The sequence below is a fragment of the Streptomyces sp. NPDC018693 genome (assembly GCF_044391385.1).
GTDB lineage: Bacteria > Actinomycetota > Actinomycetes > Streptomycetales > Streptomycetaceae > Streptomyces.
In genome coordinates this window covers 48,497-65,168 of sequence record NZ_JBIRZZ010000003.1, presented here as the reverse complement: position 1 = coordinate 65,168, position 16,672 = coordinate 48,497, and the positions used below count along the sequence as shown (strand labels likewise).

The window sequence follows — 16,672 nt, the reverse complement described above, 5'->3', positions numbered from 1 at the left end:
AACACAGAGTAGTTGGCGATGTGCGGAGTAAGCATGGAAACGACGGCTTTCGAGCCCGGGATGCAGGTCTACGACCCGGCGACGAACAAGGTCGGGGAGTACCAGGGGAAGGCGGGCCCGTACGCCCTGCTGCGCCCGGTGGGCGGCGGCCGGGAGTGGGAAGCCGACCCGGCGCTGATCCGCCCGGCCACGCAGGCGGAGCGGATCGGGGCCGGTGTACGCGCGGCGAACCGCCGTACGCACCGGCCCTCCGACGACCTCGGACGCCCACCCGCCCCCGTCCCCGGCTGCGGCACCTGCACGGACCTGGCCGGCCGACGCGACCAGGCCCGAGCCCGCCACGACGCCAGCGCGGTGACCGACGCGAACGTACTCCTGCGCCGCCACCAGGAGCACGAGCACACCACCACCCGAACCCGCCGGGTCTTCCGCTACGTCCCGTACTCGATCGTCCAGGACGCGACGGCCATGCCCGAGTACGAGGCACGCTGCGTGTCAGGCGACGAGAAGGACTGCGGCGCCGAGTCCGGCGTACGCCACGACCCCGCCCAGGTCGAGGAATGGCAGCGCAAGCACTCCCAACAGACCCACCACCTGCGCTACCGCCGCGTCTTCGGCGACTACGCGGTGCTGGAACCCCAGGAAGAGGCGCGAGGCCCCCGTTGAATGCGGCAGCACCTCGAGATCCTCAGACGGCGCAACGCCCGTAGAGCGCTACGGCGTTGCCGGGGCCGATGTCGTCGTACCGCTCTGGGGCGGGCCGTCGGGTTTGTCGGCTGAGGTTGCCAGCCAGGCGCCTGCGCCCACGGCCGCGGCCAGTGCCGCGGCTGCCACGGTCAGGGTGATCCTGCGGCGCCGGGTGGTCGTGCGGTTGCGGGCCGAGCCCGGGCGGGGGGCTCCTGGGGAGCGGGGGACGCGGGCTGTGCCGTGGGCGCCGCCGGAGAGTTCGTCGGGGCCCGGGACCCTCATCGAGGTGTGGGTGTCGCGGTTGGAGTCGGGCTTGGCTCCGGGGACGAGGGGGACTGCGCCCCGGCGGACGCGGGCGGTCTGAGGGGTCGGCTGGGTGGCGAGGGTCTCGTCGGCGTCGTCGGGCGAGTCCGTGTCCGGCTCGTCGACGTCCAGTGGGGGCATGCCGGACAGCATGGGGAGCAACTCGCGTAGGCGGGTGGCGAGTTCGGAGGCGCGCAGGCGGGAGGCCGGGGCCTTGGCCAGGCATTGGACGAGCAGTTGCCAGAGTTCGTCCGGGATGCCGGGGAGGGGGGCGACCGTCTCCGTGACGTGGCGGCGCAGTACGGCGCCGGGGTGGCCGCCGCCGAACGGCGTGAAGCCGGCGAGGAGTTCGTACAGAACCGTCGCGAGGGCGTAGATGTCGACGGCGGCGCGGGGCGGGAGGCCCTCGACGATCTCCGGGGCGAGGTAGTCCGGCGTGCCGATGATCTTTGTGGCGCGGGTCCGCTTCGGGGTGTCGATGAGCTTCGCGACGCCGAAGTCCGTGAGGAGGGCGCGGTGGGAGCCGCCGGGGCCGAGGGGCCCCTGCATGTCCAGGAGGACGTTCTCCGGCTTGACGTCGCGGTGGACGACCCCGGCCGCGTGCGCGGCGGCCAGCCCCTCGGCGACGTCGGCCACGATCGCGACGGCGGCCTCGGGGGCGAGCCTGCGGTCCCGGTCGAGGCGGGTGCGCAGATCGGTGCCCCGGACGAGGTCCATGACCAGGGCCAGGTCGTTGCCGTCGACGACGAGGTCGCGTACGGAGACCACGTGCGGGTGGTCGAGGCCCAGCAGCGCGGTGCGCTCCTGTACGAAGCGGCTCACCAGCTCCTCGTCCGACGCGAGGTCCTCGCGCAGCAGCTTGATGGCGACGGGGCCGTCGGGACCCTCGCCCAGCCACACCGTGCCGGCGCTGCCCCGCCCCAGGATCTGGTGGGCGGTGTACCGGCTGCCGATCTTCCGTGCCAAGGCTGCTCCTACAGACGCGTGTTGCGGTTAAAAGTACGCGTCCGACGAGCCGGCGTTCACCGCGGGGACGTAAATCACCCGTCAGATGTCGACAAAGCTGCAAACTTGTCGACCTTTGTGCCCTAGCGGCCGCCGCCCAGGTCCTCGAAGAAGCCGGTCACCTCCGTGAACCAGTCGCCGAGCTGCTCCCAGTAGCCCTTGCCGGTGCCGATCCAGTCCTGCAGCGGGGTGAACTCCCAGATCATCCATCCGGCCACGACCAGGATGACGATCGAGAAGAGACAGCCCTTCAGACAGCCGAGGCCGGGGATCTTCATCGGGTTGGCGCTGCGCTGCCGGGGCGCGCGCGGCTCCCGGGGCTCGGGCGCGGGCCGCTGCGCCTGCCGGGGCTGGGGCTCCGGCGCGGGCGGCGGGGCGTAGCGCTGGGGTTGAGGGGGCTGCTGGGGCTGCGGGTACTGCTGCTGGGGCTGCTGGTACTGCTGCGGGTGCTGGGCGTAGCGCTGCGGCGGCTGCTGGGGGGCCTGCTGCGGGTAGCCGTAACCGGCCGGTGGGGCCTGCTGCGGGCGCTGCTGCTGTTGCGGGCGGGCGACCTGGCGCTGCGGGCGGCGGCGCAGCGGGTCCTCGTCAGGGGGGAGGTACTGGACCTGGGTCTGCTCGTTGCGGTCCCGGGCGGCGCGCAGCTGGGTCTGCCAGGGGTGCGGCTGCTCGCCCTGCTGGCCCGGCTGGCCCGGCGGCACCGGCGGCATCACGGCGGTCGGGTCGGCGGCTCCGGCCGGCGCCCCGGTCTGCGGCAGTACGGCGGTGGGGTCGGCGGCGCCCGCCGGGTGCTGCGCGCCGGGCGTGTGCGGCAGCACGCTGGTCGCGGCGTTCGGGTCGTACGCCCCCTGCGGGCCCGCCGCCGAGCCGTGCGGCAGCACCTGGGTGGCGTCGGCGGCGCCCGAGCCGGGCACGGCGGCCGGGGCCGGGTCGGGGGCCAGGACATGGCCCACGCCCTCCGCGGCGGCGATCTGCATCGAGTTCGCGTGCACGCCGATGCCCTCGGCGACGATGCGCAGCCCGCGCGCGAGGCTCATGGCACTGGGCCGTTCGGCGGGGTTCTTGCGCAGGCAGCGCTCGATCACCGTCCACAGCGGGTCGGGCACGGTGGACGGGCGGCGCGGCTCGGCGTTCAGGTGCTGGTGCAGGACCTCCAGGGCCGAGCCGCCGGCGAACGGCGGGCGGCCGGTGACCAGCTCGTACAGCAGGATGCCGGCGCCGTAGATATCGACCGCGGAGGTCTGCGGACGGCCCTCGGCGGACTCCGGCGCGACATACGCGGGCGTGCCGACGAACTCGCTGGTGCGGGTCAGGCCCGGGGAGTCGGCCAGGCGCGCGATGCCGAAGTCGGTCAGCAGCGGGTGCATCTGGCCGCCCTGCTGCTGGAGCAGCACGTTGGCGGGCTTCAGGTCGCGGTGGACGACGCCGTCGGCGTGGCTGGCGGCGAGCGCGTCGGCGACCTGGGCGGTGAGCAGGGCGGCGGCGACGGGGGTGAAGGGGCCGTTCTCACGGAGGTAGCGGTGCAGATCGGGGCCCTCCACGAGGTCCATGACGAGCGCCAGCAGATCGCCTTCCACGACGAGGTCGCGGACCCGGACGATGTTCGGGTGGGTCAGGCGGAGCAGCACCGAGCGCTCCCGCAGGAAGCGCATCACCACATCGGGGTCGCTCGCCAGCTCCTCCTTGAGGACCTTGATCGCGACCGTCTCGCCGGGCTGACCCGCGACGGCCGCCTCCGCGCCCGCGGTCTCGCGCTGACGTCCTCGCCACACCGTCCCTGTGGCGCCGCGCCCCAGCGGCTCCTCAAGGAGGTACTTGCTCCCTACCGGCCGCACGTCATGCGCTCCCTGTTGCTTGCCCTACGTTCCGACCCACTGTAGTGCCGTCGGCTGTGACGGCTCAGTGCGCCGCGTGTACGGCTTTCCGTACCCGTTCCGCACTCGTCCCGTACACGTTCCGGTACACGTTCAAAGGAAAGACGCTCGACTCGGTCCGTGGGTTGCCGAGAGCGGACGTGACCGATCTCAATACCGGTCCCAAGCGGTCGCCGGTGCGGTCCCGGTCAGGCACTTTTGCGGGCAGAGCCGACCAATCAAGATCACTTGCCTCCGGGCGGCGGGCGCGTTGTCGGTGACAGGTGCGAGGATGCGTGCACTACTGGCCGACGTGCTCGTGTGGGGTGGGGGGAGTTCCGCGCCGCCCGCGCAGAAGGGACCGCTGACGGCGATGCAGATCCGGCTGACCGTCGTAGACCCGCAGAGCCCGCCCGCGGATCGGGCGCGGGGGCGCGCCGCGAGCTGCGACGTGCTGGTCACGGCGCCCGCGGGCACGGCCCTGGCGGCGGTGGCGTCGGCGCTCGCCACGGCGGTCTCCGGCGAGGCGGCCGGCGGCGGGGCGGTGGTGCTCTACGCGGGCGCGGAGCGCCTGGACACGCGGCGCAGCACGCTCGGTGAGCCGCCGCTGACCGACGGCGCCGTGCTCTCCCTGGGCGCCCCCGCCGACCCCGAGCCGCATCCCGAGGTCGACGACGCCCCGGCGCGCCTGCACGTGGTCGCGGGCCCCGACGCGGGCGGCGTCCACCTCCTCCATGGCGGCCAGGTCCGCATCGGCCGCTCCGCCGACGCGGACGTCCCGCTCGACGACCCGGACGTCTCCCGCCTCCACTGCGCGGTCACCCTCGGCCCCGACGGCCGCGTCACGGTCGCCGACCTGAACTCCACCAACGGCACCACGCTGGACGGCACCCCTGTGCGCGCCCGCGCGCTCCCCTTTCCTCCGGGCGCCCTCCTGCGCATCGGCGAATCGACCCTGCGGCTGACCTCCCGGGGCGGCCCGGAGACCCGCGTGGCGACGATCCAGGACGGCGAGGGGCACATGCGCGTGCCGTGCGGTGGCCAAGAGAGCGGGGATACGGCAACGGGGGCGGACGCCGATGCCGAGGCCCCCGCGGGAACCGTGGAGCGAGGCCCCTCGGGTCCGACCGGCCACGCCTACGGCACGCTGAACCTGGACGCCTCGGAAGCCTCCCGGGGCGACCGGCCGCACAGCCCGGAAGAGCCGGAACCCGCCGTCGGTGACCGGCACCGATCCGGCTCCCCGGAAGTGCCCCAGGTCCCCGGCCAGGCTCGTCCGCCGCACATCGAGAACCGAGCCGACGTCCAGAACCGAACCGACGTCCGGAACCGAACCGACGGCGAGAACCGAGCCACCCCCCTCGGCCCGACGGCCACCCATCTCACCCCGCCGGACCCCGCTGCCTCGGGGGACACCCACGGTGGGCGTGCCGGTCTCGGCTCGTTCGCGGTGCCCTCCGACACCCGCGGGGCGCATCCGCGGCACGACCTCGAATCGCAGGACGCCGACGCCCCCCATGCCTCCCGCAAGCGCGGCGGCCTCTCGGCGTGGGCGCGGCGTCTGGCCGGTGGGCGGGCCGGCGGGCGGGACACCGACGGCGACGTGTCGGCGTACGGCGACGATGTCGTGCCGTCCCCCACCGGTGCTTCGGCCGGCGCCGCCGCGCTCCCCGAGACCTGGCCCGACCTCGCCGCGCTGCTGCTGACCGCGCTCGGTCCGGGGCCCCGGCTGTGGGAGCGCGCCCCCGGGCATCCGGAGGCGCTGACCGTGCGGCTCGGGACGGCCGACCGGCCCGCCCCGGACGGCTCGGGTCTGCTGCCCGCCGTGCCGGTGACGGCGGGCCTGCGTGAGGTCGGCTCGCTGGGTCTGGCCGGGCCGCGTGAGCGGCTGTCCGGGCTGGCCCGCGCGGTGCTGGCGCAGCTCGCCGCGCTGCACTCGCCGGACACCCTGGAGATCGTGCTGCTGAGCACGGACCCCTCCCGCCCGCTCCAGGACCGCACGGCCGAGTGGTCCTGGCTGGGCTGGCTGCCCCATGTGCGCCCCGGCCACGGCCAGGACTGCCGTCTCCTCCTCGCCCACGACCGGGAACAGGCCACCGCCCGCACCGGCGAACTCCTGCGCCGACTGGAGGAGCACCCCGCGCCGGCCGGACACCGCCCCTCCTGGGCCCGGGCCGACACCCCGGACGGCGAGGCATCCGGCGGCGGCCCCTACGCCGTGCTCGTCGTGGACGGCGACCCCGGGTCCGCCGCGCTGCGGGCCGCCGTGGCCCGGCTGGCTCTCGACGGGCCCCGGGCCGGCATCCACGTCGTCTGTCTCGCCGAGACCGCCGCCGCCTCCCCGTCCTCCCCGGTGACGCAGACCTACGAGGCCGCCTGTGCCGCCGTGCCCGTGTTCCGGGAGTGCGGTGCGGTGGCGCTGCTCAGCGGGGACGTGGCGACGGCCCTGCGGCTGCTGCGGGTCGCCCGGAGCGGCGGGCAGGGGCAGCAGGCCGGCCCGGTGGGCCACGGCACCATGGCCGCCGTCGACGCGGTCTCCCTCGCATGGGCCGAGCGGTTCGCGCGGGCCCTGGCCCCGCTGCGCCCGGACGGCGGCAGCGGTGAGCGGCACGCGCGCGTGTCCGTGCCGCTGCCCCAGTCGGCCCGGCTGCTGGACGAACTGGGGCTGGCCCGGGCCACCCCGGCGTCCCTGATGGCCCGCTGGGCGGACGCCGCCGACGACACCGGGGCGCTGGGCGGCAGGGCGACGGCCGTGCTGGGCGCGGGCCCGCGCGGCCCGGTCGGCGTGGACCTCGCGGCCGAGGGCCCGCACCTGCTGGTCGAGGGCCCGCCCGGCAGCGGCCGTACGGAGCTGCTGCGGGCGCTCGTCGCCTCGCTGGCCGCCGCCGAGCGGCCCGACCGGCTGGGGATGGTCCTGATGGACGGCCGCGACAGCGTCGGCAAGGGCGGCGCGGGGCACGGCGACGGACTGCGGGTCTGTACGGACGTACCGCATGTGACGACCCATCTGACCGCCAACGACCCCGTGCGCATGCGGGAGTTCGCGCAGTCGCTGAGCGCCGAGCTGAAGCGGCGGGCGGAGCTGCTGGGCCGGACGGACTTCGCGGAGTGGCACCGCCACCGCGAGGTCTCCGGCCGCCTCGTCCCCCAGCGCGGCCCGCACTCCCCCACGAGCTCCCGCCCGCACACCCCGACCACCGGCACCGGCAACACGGGCACACCCGGCACCGGCACCACAGGCACACGCAGCACCGGCCCCGGCGCCGCCGACCTCGACGCCCCGCCCAGCTCCACCCTGCGGCTGCGCCCCGGCGCGGCGGCCCGGCGGCGGGACGGGGCGGCGCCCCCGCTGCCCCGGCTGGTGGTGGTCGTGGACGATCTGGACGCCCTGGTCAGCCCGGCGCTCGGCTCCCCCGGCCGTCCCGCCGCCGGCTCGGTCATGCGGGCGCTGGAGGCGGTGGCCCGGGACGGCGAGCGGCTCGGCGTGCATCTGATCGTGGCGGCCGGCCCGGATGGCCGTACGGCGGATTCTGAGCCGGCCCGCCGGGCCGGCCTGCGGGTCACACTCGACGCGCCCGGCTCCGGCGCGGACGAACCGACCGCCGGGCGTGGCCGTCTGACCTGTGCGGACGGTCGTACGACCGGTTTCCAGGGCGGCCGGGTCTCGGGCCGTATCCCCCGCACGGCGACCCTGCGCCCCACGGTGGTCCCCCTGGAGTGGCACCGCATGGGCGACCCGCCGGCCCGCCGCCCGGTGCGGGAGCTGGGCAACGGCCCGACGGACCTGGCCCTGCTGGCGAGCGCCCTGGAACGGGCGGCCCGGGAGGTGTCGGCGGCACAGGTCCCGTCACTTCTTTAGCCGACGCCCGCCCCTTCGGCCCACGCCCGCCGCGGGCCGGCCCACAGCCCCCGCCCGCACTGGGCCAACGGTGGTCGAACCAGTCACGACGCGGTCACGATCCCCCGCTTGACACCCCGTGCGCACTTGCCGACCTCTCCCACCCGGCGTAGACCAGAGCCCACGGGACAGCGCTCGAACGTTCGACGAGGCACGAAGAACGGGGCAGTGATGCGTAGCAACACCATCCGGAAGAGCAGGACCGTGCGGGCAGCGGCGGCGTTGGCGGCGGGGGCGCTGGCGCTCACGCTCACCGCCTGCGGCGGCGACAGCGACAACAACGGCGGCACCGCCGGCCAGGACCCAGGGGACACCGAGACGGCCGGCTCCGTCACCCTCCCGAAGCTGGACGGCACGACCCTGGAGGTCGCCGCCGTCTGGACCGGCACCGAACAGGCGAACTTCAAGAAGGTCCTCGCGGAGTTCGAGAAACGCACCGGCGCGAAGGTGACCTTCGTGCCCGCGCAGGACCCGATCATCAACTTCCTGGGCTCGAAGATCGCGGGCGGCGCCCCGCCGGACGTGGCGATGCTGCCGCAGCCCGGCGCGATCAAGCAGGCCGTGGACCGGGGCTGGGCCAAGCCACTGGGCGACAAGGCGCTCGATGAGCTGAAGGAGAACTACTCGCAGGGCTGGCAGGACATCGGCAAGGTCGGCGACCAGCAGTACGGCGTGTACTACAAGGCCGCCAACAAGTCGTTGATCTGGTACAACGCGCAGGTCTTCGAGAACGCGGGGGCGAGCGAGCCCAAGACGTGGGACGAACTGCTCACCACCGCCCAGACGGTCTACGACTCCGGGGTGACCCCGTTCTCGATCGGCGGCGCCGACGGCTGGACCCTGACCGACTGGTTCGAGAACGTCTACCTGTCGCAGGCGGGCCCGCAGAAGTACGACCAGCTGGCCAAGCACGAGATCAAGTGGACGGACTCCTCCGTCAAGGACGCCCTGACCACGCTCGCCGACATCTGGGGCAAGAAGGAGTGGATCGCGGGCGGCCCGGACGGCGCGCTGCAGACGGAGTTCCCGGCCTCGGTGACCCAGACCTTCACCGGCGGTGACCAGCCGAAGGCGGCGATGGTCTACGAGGGCGACTTCGTGCAGGTCAACATCGCGGACACCGACGCGAAGGTGGGCACGGAGGCCAAGGTGTTCCCGTTCCCGTCGGTGGGTGCGACCGCGCCGGTGGTCTCCGGTGGTGACGCGGCGGTGATCCTGGAGGACTCCGAGGGCGCGCAGGCGCTGGCGACCTGGCTGGCCTCGCCGGACGCGGCGACGATCCAGGCGAAGCTCGGCGGCTACCTGTCGCCGAACAAGAACGTCGACTCGTCGGCGTACCCGAACGACACGCAGCGCACCATCGCCGAGTCGCTGATCGCGTCCGGTGACGACTTCCGCTTCGACATGTCGGACCAGGCGCCGCAGGCGTTCGGCGGCACCCCCGGCAAGGGCGAGTGGAAGATCCTCCAGGACTTCCTGAAGAACCCGTCGGACGTCGCGGGCACGCAGGCGAAGCTGGAGGCCGAAGCGGCACGGGCGTACGGGAACTGACGCGGTGGCGTCGGCAGCGGCGGCGGGGGCCTCCAAGGTCCCCGCCCCTCGTTCGCGCAAGAGCGTGACCGGCACCCGCAGGACCGTGGCGGCGCTGTTCCTGCTGCCCGCCCTGGTGCTGCTGGGCGCGCTCGTGGTCTACCCGATCGGGTATTCCGTCATCCGCAGCTTCTACGACCAGCCCGGTGACGGCTTCGCCGGACTCGACAACTACCAGGCGCTGTTCACGGACGACGGCATCCGTATGGCGCTGAAGAACAACATCTTCTGGGTGGTGTTCGCACCGACGATCACCACCGCGCTCGGGCTGATCTTCGCGGTGCTCACCGAGCGGGTCCGCTGGGGCACGGCCTTCAAGCTGGTCGTCTTCATGCCGATGGCGATCTCGATGCTGGCGGCGGGCATCATCTTCCGGCTGGTGTACGACCAGGACCCGGACCGGGGTGTCGCCAACGCGGTGTGGGTGGGGGTGCACGACACGTTCGCCGAGGCGTCGGCGTTCCCGAAGGCCCACCCGGGGCGGGACTCGCCGCTGGAGCCCGCCCCGGGCGGCGGCTTCATCACCAAGGCGACCGTCAGCGCCGGGGAACCGGTCACCCTGCCCCTCGTCGGGGTCGCCCCCGACAACATGCCCGGCGACGCGAAACCGGCCGTGGCGGCCCAGGCGGACCCGGGCAAGGTCACCGGCACCACCTGGCAGGACTTCACCCGGGGCAAGGGCGTCGGCGCGCTGAACGCACCCGACGCGGCCGAGCTGGGCTATCCCGGCATGCGGATCGAGGCGGTGAAGGACGGCAAGGTCGTGGCGTCGACCAAAGCGGCCGCCGACGGCACCTTCACCCTGCCGGAGAAGGCCGACGGGGCCCAACTGAGGCTTCCGGCGAGCAACTTCAAGGAGGCGTACAACGGACTGGACTGGCTGGGCCCGTCCCTGGTCACCCCGGCCATCATCGGCTCGTACATCTGGATGTGGGCCGGTTTCGCGATGGTGCTGATCGCGGCGGGGCTCGCGGGTGTGCCGCGTGATCTGCTGGAGGCGGCACGGGTGGACGGGGCGAACGAGTGGCAGGTGTTCCGCAGGGTGACCGTGCCCCTGCTGGCGCCCGTCCTCGCGGTCGTCACCGTCACCCTGATGATCAATGTGCTGAAGATCTTCGACCTGGTCTTCATCATCGCCCCGGGCTCCTCCCAGGACGACGCGAACGTGCTCGCCCTGGAGCTGTACCGCAAGGGCTTCTCCGAGAACCAGCCGGGCATCGCCAGCGCGATCGCGGTGTTCCTGCTGCTGCTCGTGATCCCGGTGATGTGGTTCAACGTCCGGCGGCTCAGGCGGGAGGTGCGGCGATGACGGCCAAGACACTCGCCGGGAAGATCGTCGAGAGGGTCAACAGCGGTGTGGTCCGGGTCTTCCTGATCGTCGTCGGCCTGTTCTGGCTGGTGCCGACGATCGGTCTGCTGATCTCCTCGTTGCGCGCCCCCGAGGACATGGCCGCCAGCGGCTGGTGGAAGGTGTTCAGCGAGCCTTCCCAGATCACCTTCGACAGCTACCAACGGCTGCTGGAGAACGAGGACATCACCAACTCGATCGTCAACACCGTGCTGATCACGGTGCCGGCGACCCTGCTGGTGGTCGTCGTGGGCTCACTCGCGGGCTACGCGTTCGCGTGGATGGAGTTCCCGGGCCGCGACTGGTGGTTCCTGCTCGTGGTGGGGCTGCTGGTGGTGCCGGTGCAGGTGGCGCTGATCCCGATCGCCGAACTGTTCGGCAACATCGGGCTGTTCGGTTCCATCCTGGGTGTGGTCCTCTTCCACACGGGCTTCGGTCTGCCCTTCGCGGTGTTCCTGCTGCGGAACTTCTTCGCGGAGATCCCCCGCGAACTGCTGGAGGCGGCCCGCCTGGACGGCGCCGGTGAACTGCGGCTGTTCCTGCGGGTCGTGATGCCGCTGGCCGGTCCCGCGGTCGCGTCCCTGGCGATCTTCCAGTTCCTGTGGGTGTGGAACGACATGCTGGTCGCCCTGGTGTTCACCAACGCCGACAGCCAGCCGATCACGGTCGCCCTGCAGACCCAGGTACGGCAGTTCGGCAACAACATCGACGTGCTGGCACCCGGCGCGTTCATCTCCATGGTGATCCCGCTGGCCGTGTTCTTCGCGTTCCAGCGGCAGTTCGTGTCCGGCGTGATGGCGGGCGCGGTCAAGTAGGCCGTACGGAAAGGGGCGTGGCCCGGCACGACCGGCGCGCCCCTCGCCGTGCACGCCTGTTTCCCCCGTATGCCGCAAGAGCCGTAACCAAGTCGTTCCATCGGCCGTTCCCGGGCAGAACGCCCGCGCCGACCCATGGATGTCCCTTGCCCAGGTTCAGTGTCACCGTCCCCGCGTACCAGGTCCAGGCGCGCCTGCACGAGTGCCTCGCGTCGGTGCTGTCCCCGTCGTGGCCGGACCTTGAGGCGATCGCCGTCGACGACGGCTCGCCGGACGCCTGCGGGGAGATCATCGACGCCTTCGCGGCCCGTGACCCCCGGGTGCGCCCGCTGCACCTGCCGGACGACTCGGGACCGGGCCCCGGCGACTGGGAGGCGTACGAGGCGGCCCGCGGCACCTGCTCCGAGAGCGAGGACGAGCTGATCGACATCTTCGCCGAGCGGGTCGTGCGCCGGGTGGTGCCGGCGGCGGCCGCCGGTACTGGCGGCGAACCCCGTCAGGAGACGGTGTTCGTGGGCTCCCCGCTCGCCACCCTGCCGCGCCCCTCCGGCCGCCGCACCGTCACCGACAGCCTCTGAACGCCGTTGTCAGCACCGGGAGTGCCCATGCCTTCCAGCCCCTCGCGGCCCACTCCGAGCCGGCCGGCCACCTGGCGCCCGTCCGGGCGCCCCGGCCGTTCCCGCCGGGCGTGACCGGCCCGTATCCGGACGACGACCCGTGTCCGGACGTCGAGAGAAAGATCAGTATGCCCCGCTTCAGCATCATCGTCCCGTCCCATGGGGTCGCGGGCCGGCTGTCCCTGGCGCTGGACTCCGTCCTCGCCCAGTCCTTCTTCGACTTCGAGCTGATCCCGGTCTGCGACGGCCCCGACGCCCCCGCCTCGTCCGTCGCCGCCGGGTACGCCGAGCGGGACTCCCGGGTGGCGCCGGTGCACTCGCCGCCGTCCTCGGGTCTGAGCGGGGCCCGTACCGCCGGGATGCGCGCGGCGACCGGCGCCTACCTGCTCTTCCTCGACGGCGACGACACCCTCGCCCCCGGCGCGCTCACCGCGCTGGACGCCCGCCTGGCCGAGACCGGCGAGGTGGACGTGCTGCTGTTCGAGCACGAGCGCACCCCCTGGTGGGAGGGCGAGCCCACCAACCCGGCCGCCCCGCTGCTGGCCAGGGCGCCGCGGGGGCCCTTCGCGCCCGCCGACGCGCCCTGGCTGACCGGGGTGCAGCTGCCGGCGTGGAGCGCGATCTACCGGCGGGCGTTCCTCGGCGAGCACCGGCTGGCCTTCCCCGACAGCCACTTCACCGACCTCGTCCTCGGCGCCCTGGTGATGCTGCACGCCGGGCGGGCCGCCGTCCTGCGCCGGGTCGTCGTACGGCATCTGCTGCGCCGGCAGGGCAGCCGGCTGAACCAGCCGGGCCCGCACCAGGCCGAGCTGCTCGACGGAGTGGAGCTGGTGCTGGCGCGGGCCACGGAGCTGAAGGTGCCGGCCAAGCGGTCGGGCCCGCTGTTCGAGCAGTTGTTCGCCGCCGTTCTGCGCACGGCGGCCCATCCGACCCGGCTGCCGTCCGCGCTGCGCCGGCCGTTCTTCCGCCGGGCGTCCCGGCTGTACCGCCTCCACAGGCCCGCCGGTTTCCGCCGGCCGGGCGGCAGTCTCGGGGTGCAGCACCAGCTCCTGGCGGCGGGCGCGTACACGGCGTTCCGGGCGCTGCGGGGCGTCAACCGGGCGGTGTCGGCGGCCGTGGAGCGTCTGCCCCGCCCGCACGGACTGCGCACGCGCCTGTTCTACCGGCGTCAGCTGCGCCGCCCTATCGACCCCGACCTGGCGGTGTACTGCGCCTATTGGGGCCGGGGTTACGCGTGCAGCCCGGCCGCGATCCACGCCAGGGCCGCCGAACTCGCCCCGCACATCCGGTCGGTGTTCCTCGTCGAGCCGGACCAGGCGCACACCGTGCCGGAGGGCGTCGACCACGCCGTCATCGGCAGTCGCCGGTACTGGCGGGTCCTGGCCCGCGCCAAGTACCTCATCAACAACGCCAACTTCGAGGAGGGCGTGGTCAAACGGCCGGGCACGGTCCATCTGCAGACGCAGCACGGGACGCCGCTGAAGACGATGGGCGTCGACCAGTCGACGTACCCTGTGGTCGCCGCCGCCACCGGCAGCTTCACCAAGCTGCTGGGCCGGGTGGACCGCTGGGACTACAACCTGTCCTCCAACACCCACTCCACGCAGATGTGGGAGCGCGCCTTCCCGGGCTCGTACGAGCAGCTGGAGTACGGCTATCCGCGCAACGACGTCTTCTACACGGCGACCGCCGACGACGTGGCCCGCGTCCGCCGCGAGCTGGGTGTCCCGGACGGCACGACCGCCGTCCTGTACGCGCCCACCCACCGCGACTACCGGACGGGCTTCGACACGGGCCTGGACCTGGAGGCGTTCTGCGCGGCGGCCGGCGAGGACGTGGTGGTGCTGCTGCGCGCCCACTACTTCTACGACCGGGGCGGAAGGGCGAGCAGCGGCCGGATCATCGACGTCACCGGGCACCGCTCCTCCGAGGAGGTCTGCCTGGCCGCGGACGCGCTGGTCACGGACTACTCGTCGATCATGTTCGACTACGCCAACCTGGACCGCCCGATCGTCGTGTACGCCGACGACTGGGAGGTGTACCAGGAGACCCGGGGCGTCTACTTCGACCTGACGGAGGCCCCGCCGGGACCGGTCGCCCGGACCCCCGAGGACCTGGCGCGGATCTTCCGGGACGGCAGCTGGGCGGGCGAGGAGTCGGCGCGGCTGCGGGCCGCGTTCCGGGAGCGGTTCTGCGAGTTCGACGACGGCCGCGCCGCCGAGCGGGTCGTGCGCCGTGTGCTGCTCGGCGAGCCGCCGCAGGCGGTCCCGCCGGTGCTGCCGCTCGCCGAACGCGTCCCCGCCCCCGCCGCGACGACCCTGGTCAGGAGCTGACAATGCCCCGCTTCAGCATCATCGTCCCCTGCTTCAAGGTGCAGGGTTACCTGCGTGAGTGTCTCGACTCGATCCTGGAGCAGTCGTACCGGGACATCGAGGTGATCGCCGTCGACGACCGCTCGCCCGACGGCTGCGGCGCCATCCTCGACGAGTACGCGGCCCGCGACCCCCGTGTGAAGGCCCTGCACCTGCCGGAGAACGTCGGCCTGGGCCGCGCCCGCAACGCGGGCATGCCGCACGCCACCGGCGACTACCTGTTCTTCCTCGACAGCGACGACACCCTCACGCCGGGCGCGCTGCGCGCCCTGGCCGACCGCCTCGACGCCACCGGCGACCCGGACGTGCTGGTCTTCGACTACGCGCGCACCTACTGGTGGGGCGGCACCCGCAGGAACGCCCTGGCCCCGGTGCTGGCCGCACGCGACGACACGTTCACCGCCGCCGGGTTCCCCGAGATCCTCGACCTGCTGATGGTGGTGTGGAACAAGGTCTACCGGCGCGGCTTCGTCGAGAAGAACGGCTTCGAGTTCCCGCCCGGGTACTACGAGGACACCCCGTGGACGTTCCCGGTGCTGCTCAGCGCCGAGCGGATCGCCACGCTGGACCGGATCTGCCTGAACTACCGGCAGCGCCGCCAGGGCAACATCCTGTCCACCACCAGCCGCAAGCACTTCGACATCCACGACCAGTACGAGCGGGTCTTCGCGTTCGTGGACTCCCGCCCCGAGCTGGCGGGCTGGCGCCCCTATCTGCACCGCAAGCTGGGCGAGCACTGCCTGGACATCCTGTCCAAGCCGGACCGGCTGCCGCCCGCCGACAAGGGCGAGTTCTTCCGCCGCACCGCCGAGATGTTCCGGGCGCAGAGGCCGGAGGGCACCCAGCCCGTCCCCGCCGAACTGCGCGTCCTGGAGGGCGGTTACGCCGCCTATCGCGTCCGGCGGCAGGCGGGCAGGGCCGCGGCGGAGCTGACCCGGCGCGGCGAGCAGCTGCGTACGGCGGCCGGGGCGCGGATGCGCCGCGGTGTCCTCGCCGTCCGGTCCCGTCGCTCCCTCGACCCCCACCTGGTGCTGTACTCGGCGTTCTCGCACCGTGGTGTGCTCGGTGACCCGGCGGCGATCTACCACAAGGCCCGGGAGATCGCGCCGCAGCTGCGCGGGGTGTGGGTGGTGCGCGACGAGGAGACGGCGGCCGCGCTGCCCGACGGCGTCGAGCACGTCCTCCTCGACTCCCCCGGCTACCGCCGCCTGGCCGCCCGGGCCGGCTACTTCGTCAACAACGTCAACTGGCCCGGCACGCTGGTCAAACGCCCCGGCAGCGTGCACATCCACACCCACCAGGGCACCCCGCTGAAGTACATGGCGGCCGATCTGCTGGACCGGCCCGGCGCCCGGCTCGGCGTCGACGTGCCGCAGATGCTGCGCCGCGCCGACCGCTGGGACTACAGCCTGGTCGCCAACGAGCACTCGGAGCTGGTGTGGGAGCGGGCGTACCCGTGCCACTTCACCTCGGTGCGGACCGGCAGCCCGCGCAACGACGTCCTGGTGAACGCCCCTGACGCCAGGGGACGCGCGGTCCGCGCCCGGCTGGGCGTCCCCGCCGACCACACCGTCGTGCTGTACGCCCCGACCCGCCGCGAGTACCGGCGCGGCGGCCATGTCGACCGCGTCGACCTGGCCCGCTTCGCCGCCGACCTCGGCGAGGGTCACACACTGGTGGTGCGGCTGCACCCGTCCCTGGCGACCGGCCCGGCGCGCGGCCTGGGCCTGTCCGACCTGCACCGGCGCGGCATCGTGATCGACGCGACGGACGAGCCGCACGTCGAGGACGTGATGCTCGCCTCCGACGTCCTGGTCACCGACTACTCCGCCCTGATGTTCGACTACGCCAACCTGGACCGGCCGATCGTCGTCCACGCCGACGACTGGGCGTCGTACACGGCGAGCCGGGGCACCTACTTCGACATCACCGCCGAGCCGCCCGGCCATGTGTCGCGCAGCTACCGCGAACTGGCCTCGCTGCTGGCATCGGGCAGCTGGCGGGACGAGGAGTCGCGGCGGCTGCGGGCGTCGTTCCGGGAGCGGTTCTGCGCGTACGACGACGGCCGCGCCGCCGAGCGGGTCGTACGGACGCTGCTGCTGGGCGAGGCCCCGCCCCTGCGGGCCGCCTCGGCGCTGGTGCCCCGCCAGGCGGTCAGCGGCGACATGTTCGCGACGGCGTGAGGCG

At 73.4% G+C, this 16,672-nt stretch carries 9 protein-coding genes and 1 pseudogene; 8 read left to right on the top strand and 2 right to left on the bottom strand.

The features are described 5' to 3' along the window. Positions 1 to 33: 33 nt before the first annotated feature. Positions 34 to 666 carry a hypothetical protein gene (locus tag ACH5AC_RS08595; RefSeq protein ID WP_398860970.1) on the top strand — a complete coding sequence of 211 codons (633 nt, stop codon included), beginning with the start codon at positions 34 to 36 and terminating at the stop codon, positions 664 to 666. Between the two features lie 48 nt (positions 667 to 714). Here the strand turns inward: ACH5AC_RS08595 and ACH5AC_RS08590 are convergent, their stop codons facing one another. Continuing rightward, positions 715 to 1,956 (bottom strand): serine/threonine-protein kinase, encoded by a 1,242-nt coding sequence (locus ACH5AC_RS08590; protein WP_398860969.1) that lies wholly within the window; start codon positions 1,954 to 1,956, stop codon positions 715 to 717. A 122-nt stretch (positions 1,957 to 2,078) separates the two neighbouring features. Next, positions 2,079 to 3,827, bottom strand: a complete 1,749-nt coding sequence (locus tag ACH5AC_RS08585) for a serine/threonine-protein kinase (RefSeq protein ID WP_398860968.1) — start codon at positions 3,825 to 3,827, stop codon at positions 2,079 to 2,081. A 391-nt stretch (positions 3,828 to 4,218) separates the two neighbouring features. Between ACH5AC_RS08585 and ACH5AC_RS08580 the strand changes: the two genes are divergently transcribed. The 7 genes and pseudogenes from ACH5AC_RS08580 (at position 4,219) to ACH5AC_RS08550 (ending at position 16,668) form a co-directional block, all read left to right on the top strand. Further along, complete coding sequence (locus ACH5AC_RS08580; RefSeq protein WP_398861611.1) at positions 4,219 to 7,704, top strand: FHA domain-containing protein; 3,486 nt, start codon at positions 4,219 to 4,221, stop codon at positions 7,702 to 7,704. A gap of 210 nt (positions 7,705 to 7,914) precedes the next feature. Then, on the top strand, positions 7,915 to 9,294 hold the full coding sequence (locus ACH5AC_RS08575) for an ABC transporter substrate-binding protein (protein WP_398860967.1): 1,380 nt from the start codon (positions 7,915 to 7,917) through the stop codon (positions 9,292 to 9,294). A gap of 4 nt (positions 9,295 to 9,298) precedes the next feature. Next, entirely contained in the window at positions 9,299 to 10,642 is a 1,344-nt protein-coding gene (locus tag ACH5AC_RS08570) for a carbohydrate ABC transporter permease (RefSeq protein WP_398860966.1), read from the top strand. Next, positions 10,639 to 11,496 carry a carbohydrate ABC transporter permease gene (locus ACH5AC_RS08565; RefSeq protein WP_398860965.1) on the top strand — a complete coding sequence of 286 codons (858 nt, stop codon included), beginning with the start codon at positions 10,639 to 10,641 and terminating at the stop codon, positions 11,494 to 11,496. The genes ACH5AC_RS08570 and ACH5AC_RS08565 overlap by 4 nt, the downstream gene beginning before the upstream one ends. Positions 11,497 to 11,642: 146 nt before the next feature. Further along, positions 11,643 to 11,891, top strand: a pseudogene (locus ACH5AC_RS08560) (glycosyltransferase family 2 protein); the annotation flags it as partial. A 350-nt stretch (positions 11,892 to 12,241) separates the two neighbouring features. Continuing rightward, positions 12,242 to 14,446 (top strand): CDP-glycerol glycerophosphotransferase family protein, encoded by a 2,205-nt coding sequence (locus ACH5AC_RS08555; RefSeq protein ID WP_398860964.1) that lies wholly within the window; start codon positions 12,242 to 12,244, stop codon positions 14,444 to 14,446. A gap of 2 nt (positions 14,447 to 14,448) precedes the next feature. After that, positions 14,449 to 16,668 (top strand): CDP-glycerol glycerophosphotransferase family protein, encoded by a 2,220-nt coding sequence (locus ACH5AC_RS08550; RefSeq protein ID WP_398860962.1) that lies wholly within the window; start codon positions 14,449 to 14,451, stop codon positions 16,666 to 16,668. The last annotated feature ends 4 nt before the right edge of the window (positions 16,669 to 16,672 follow it).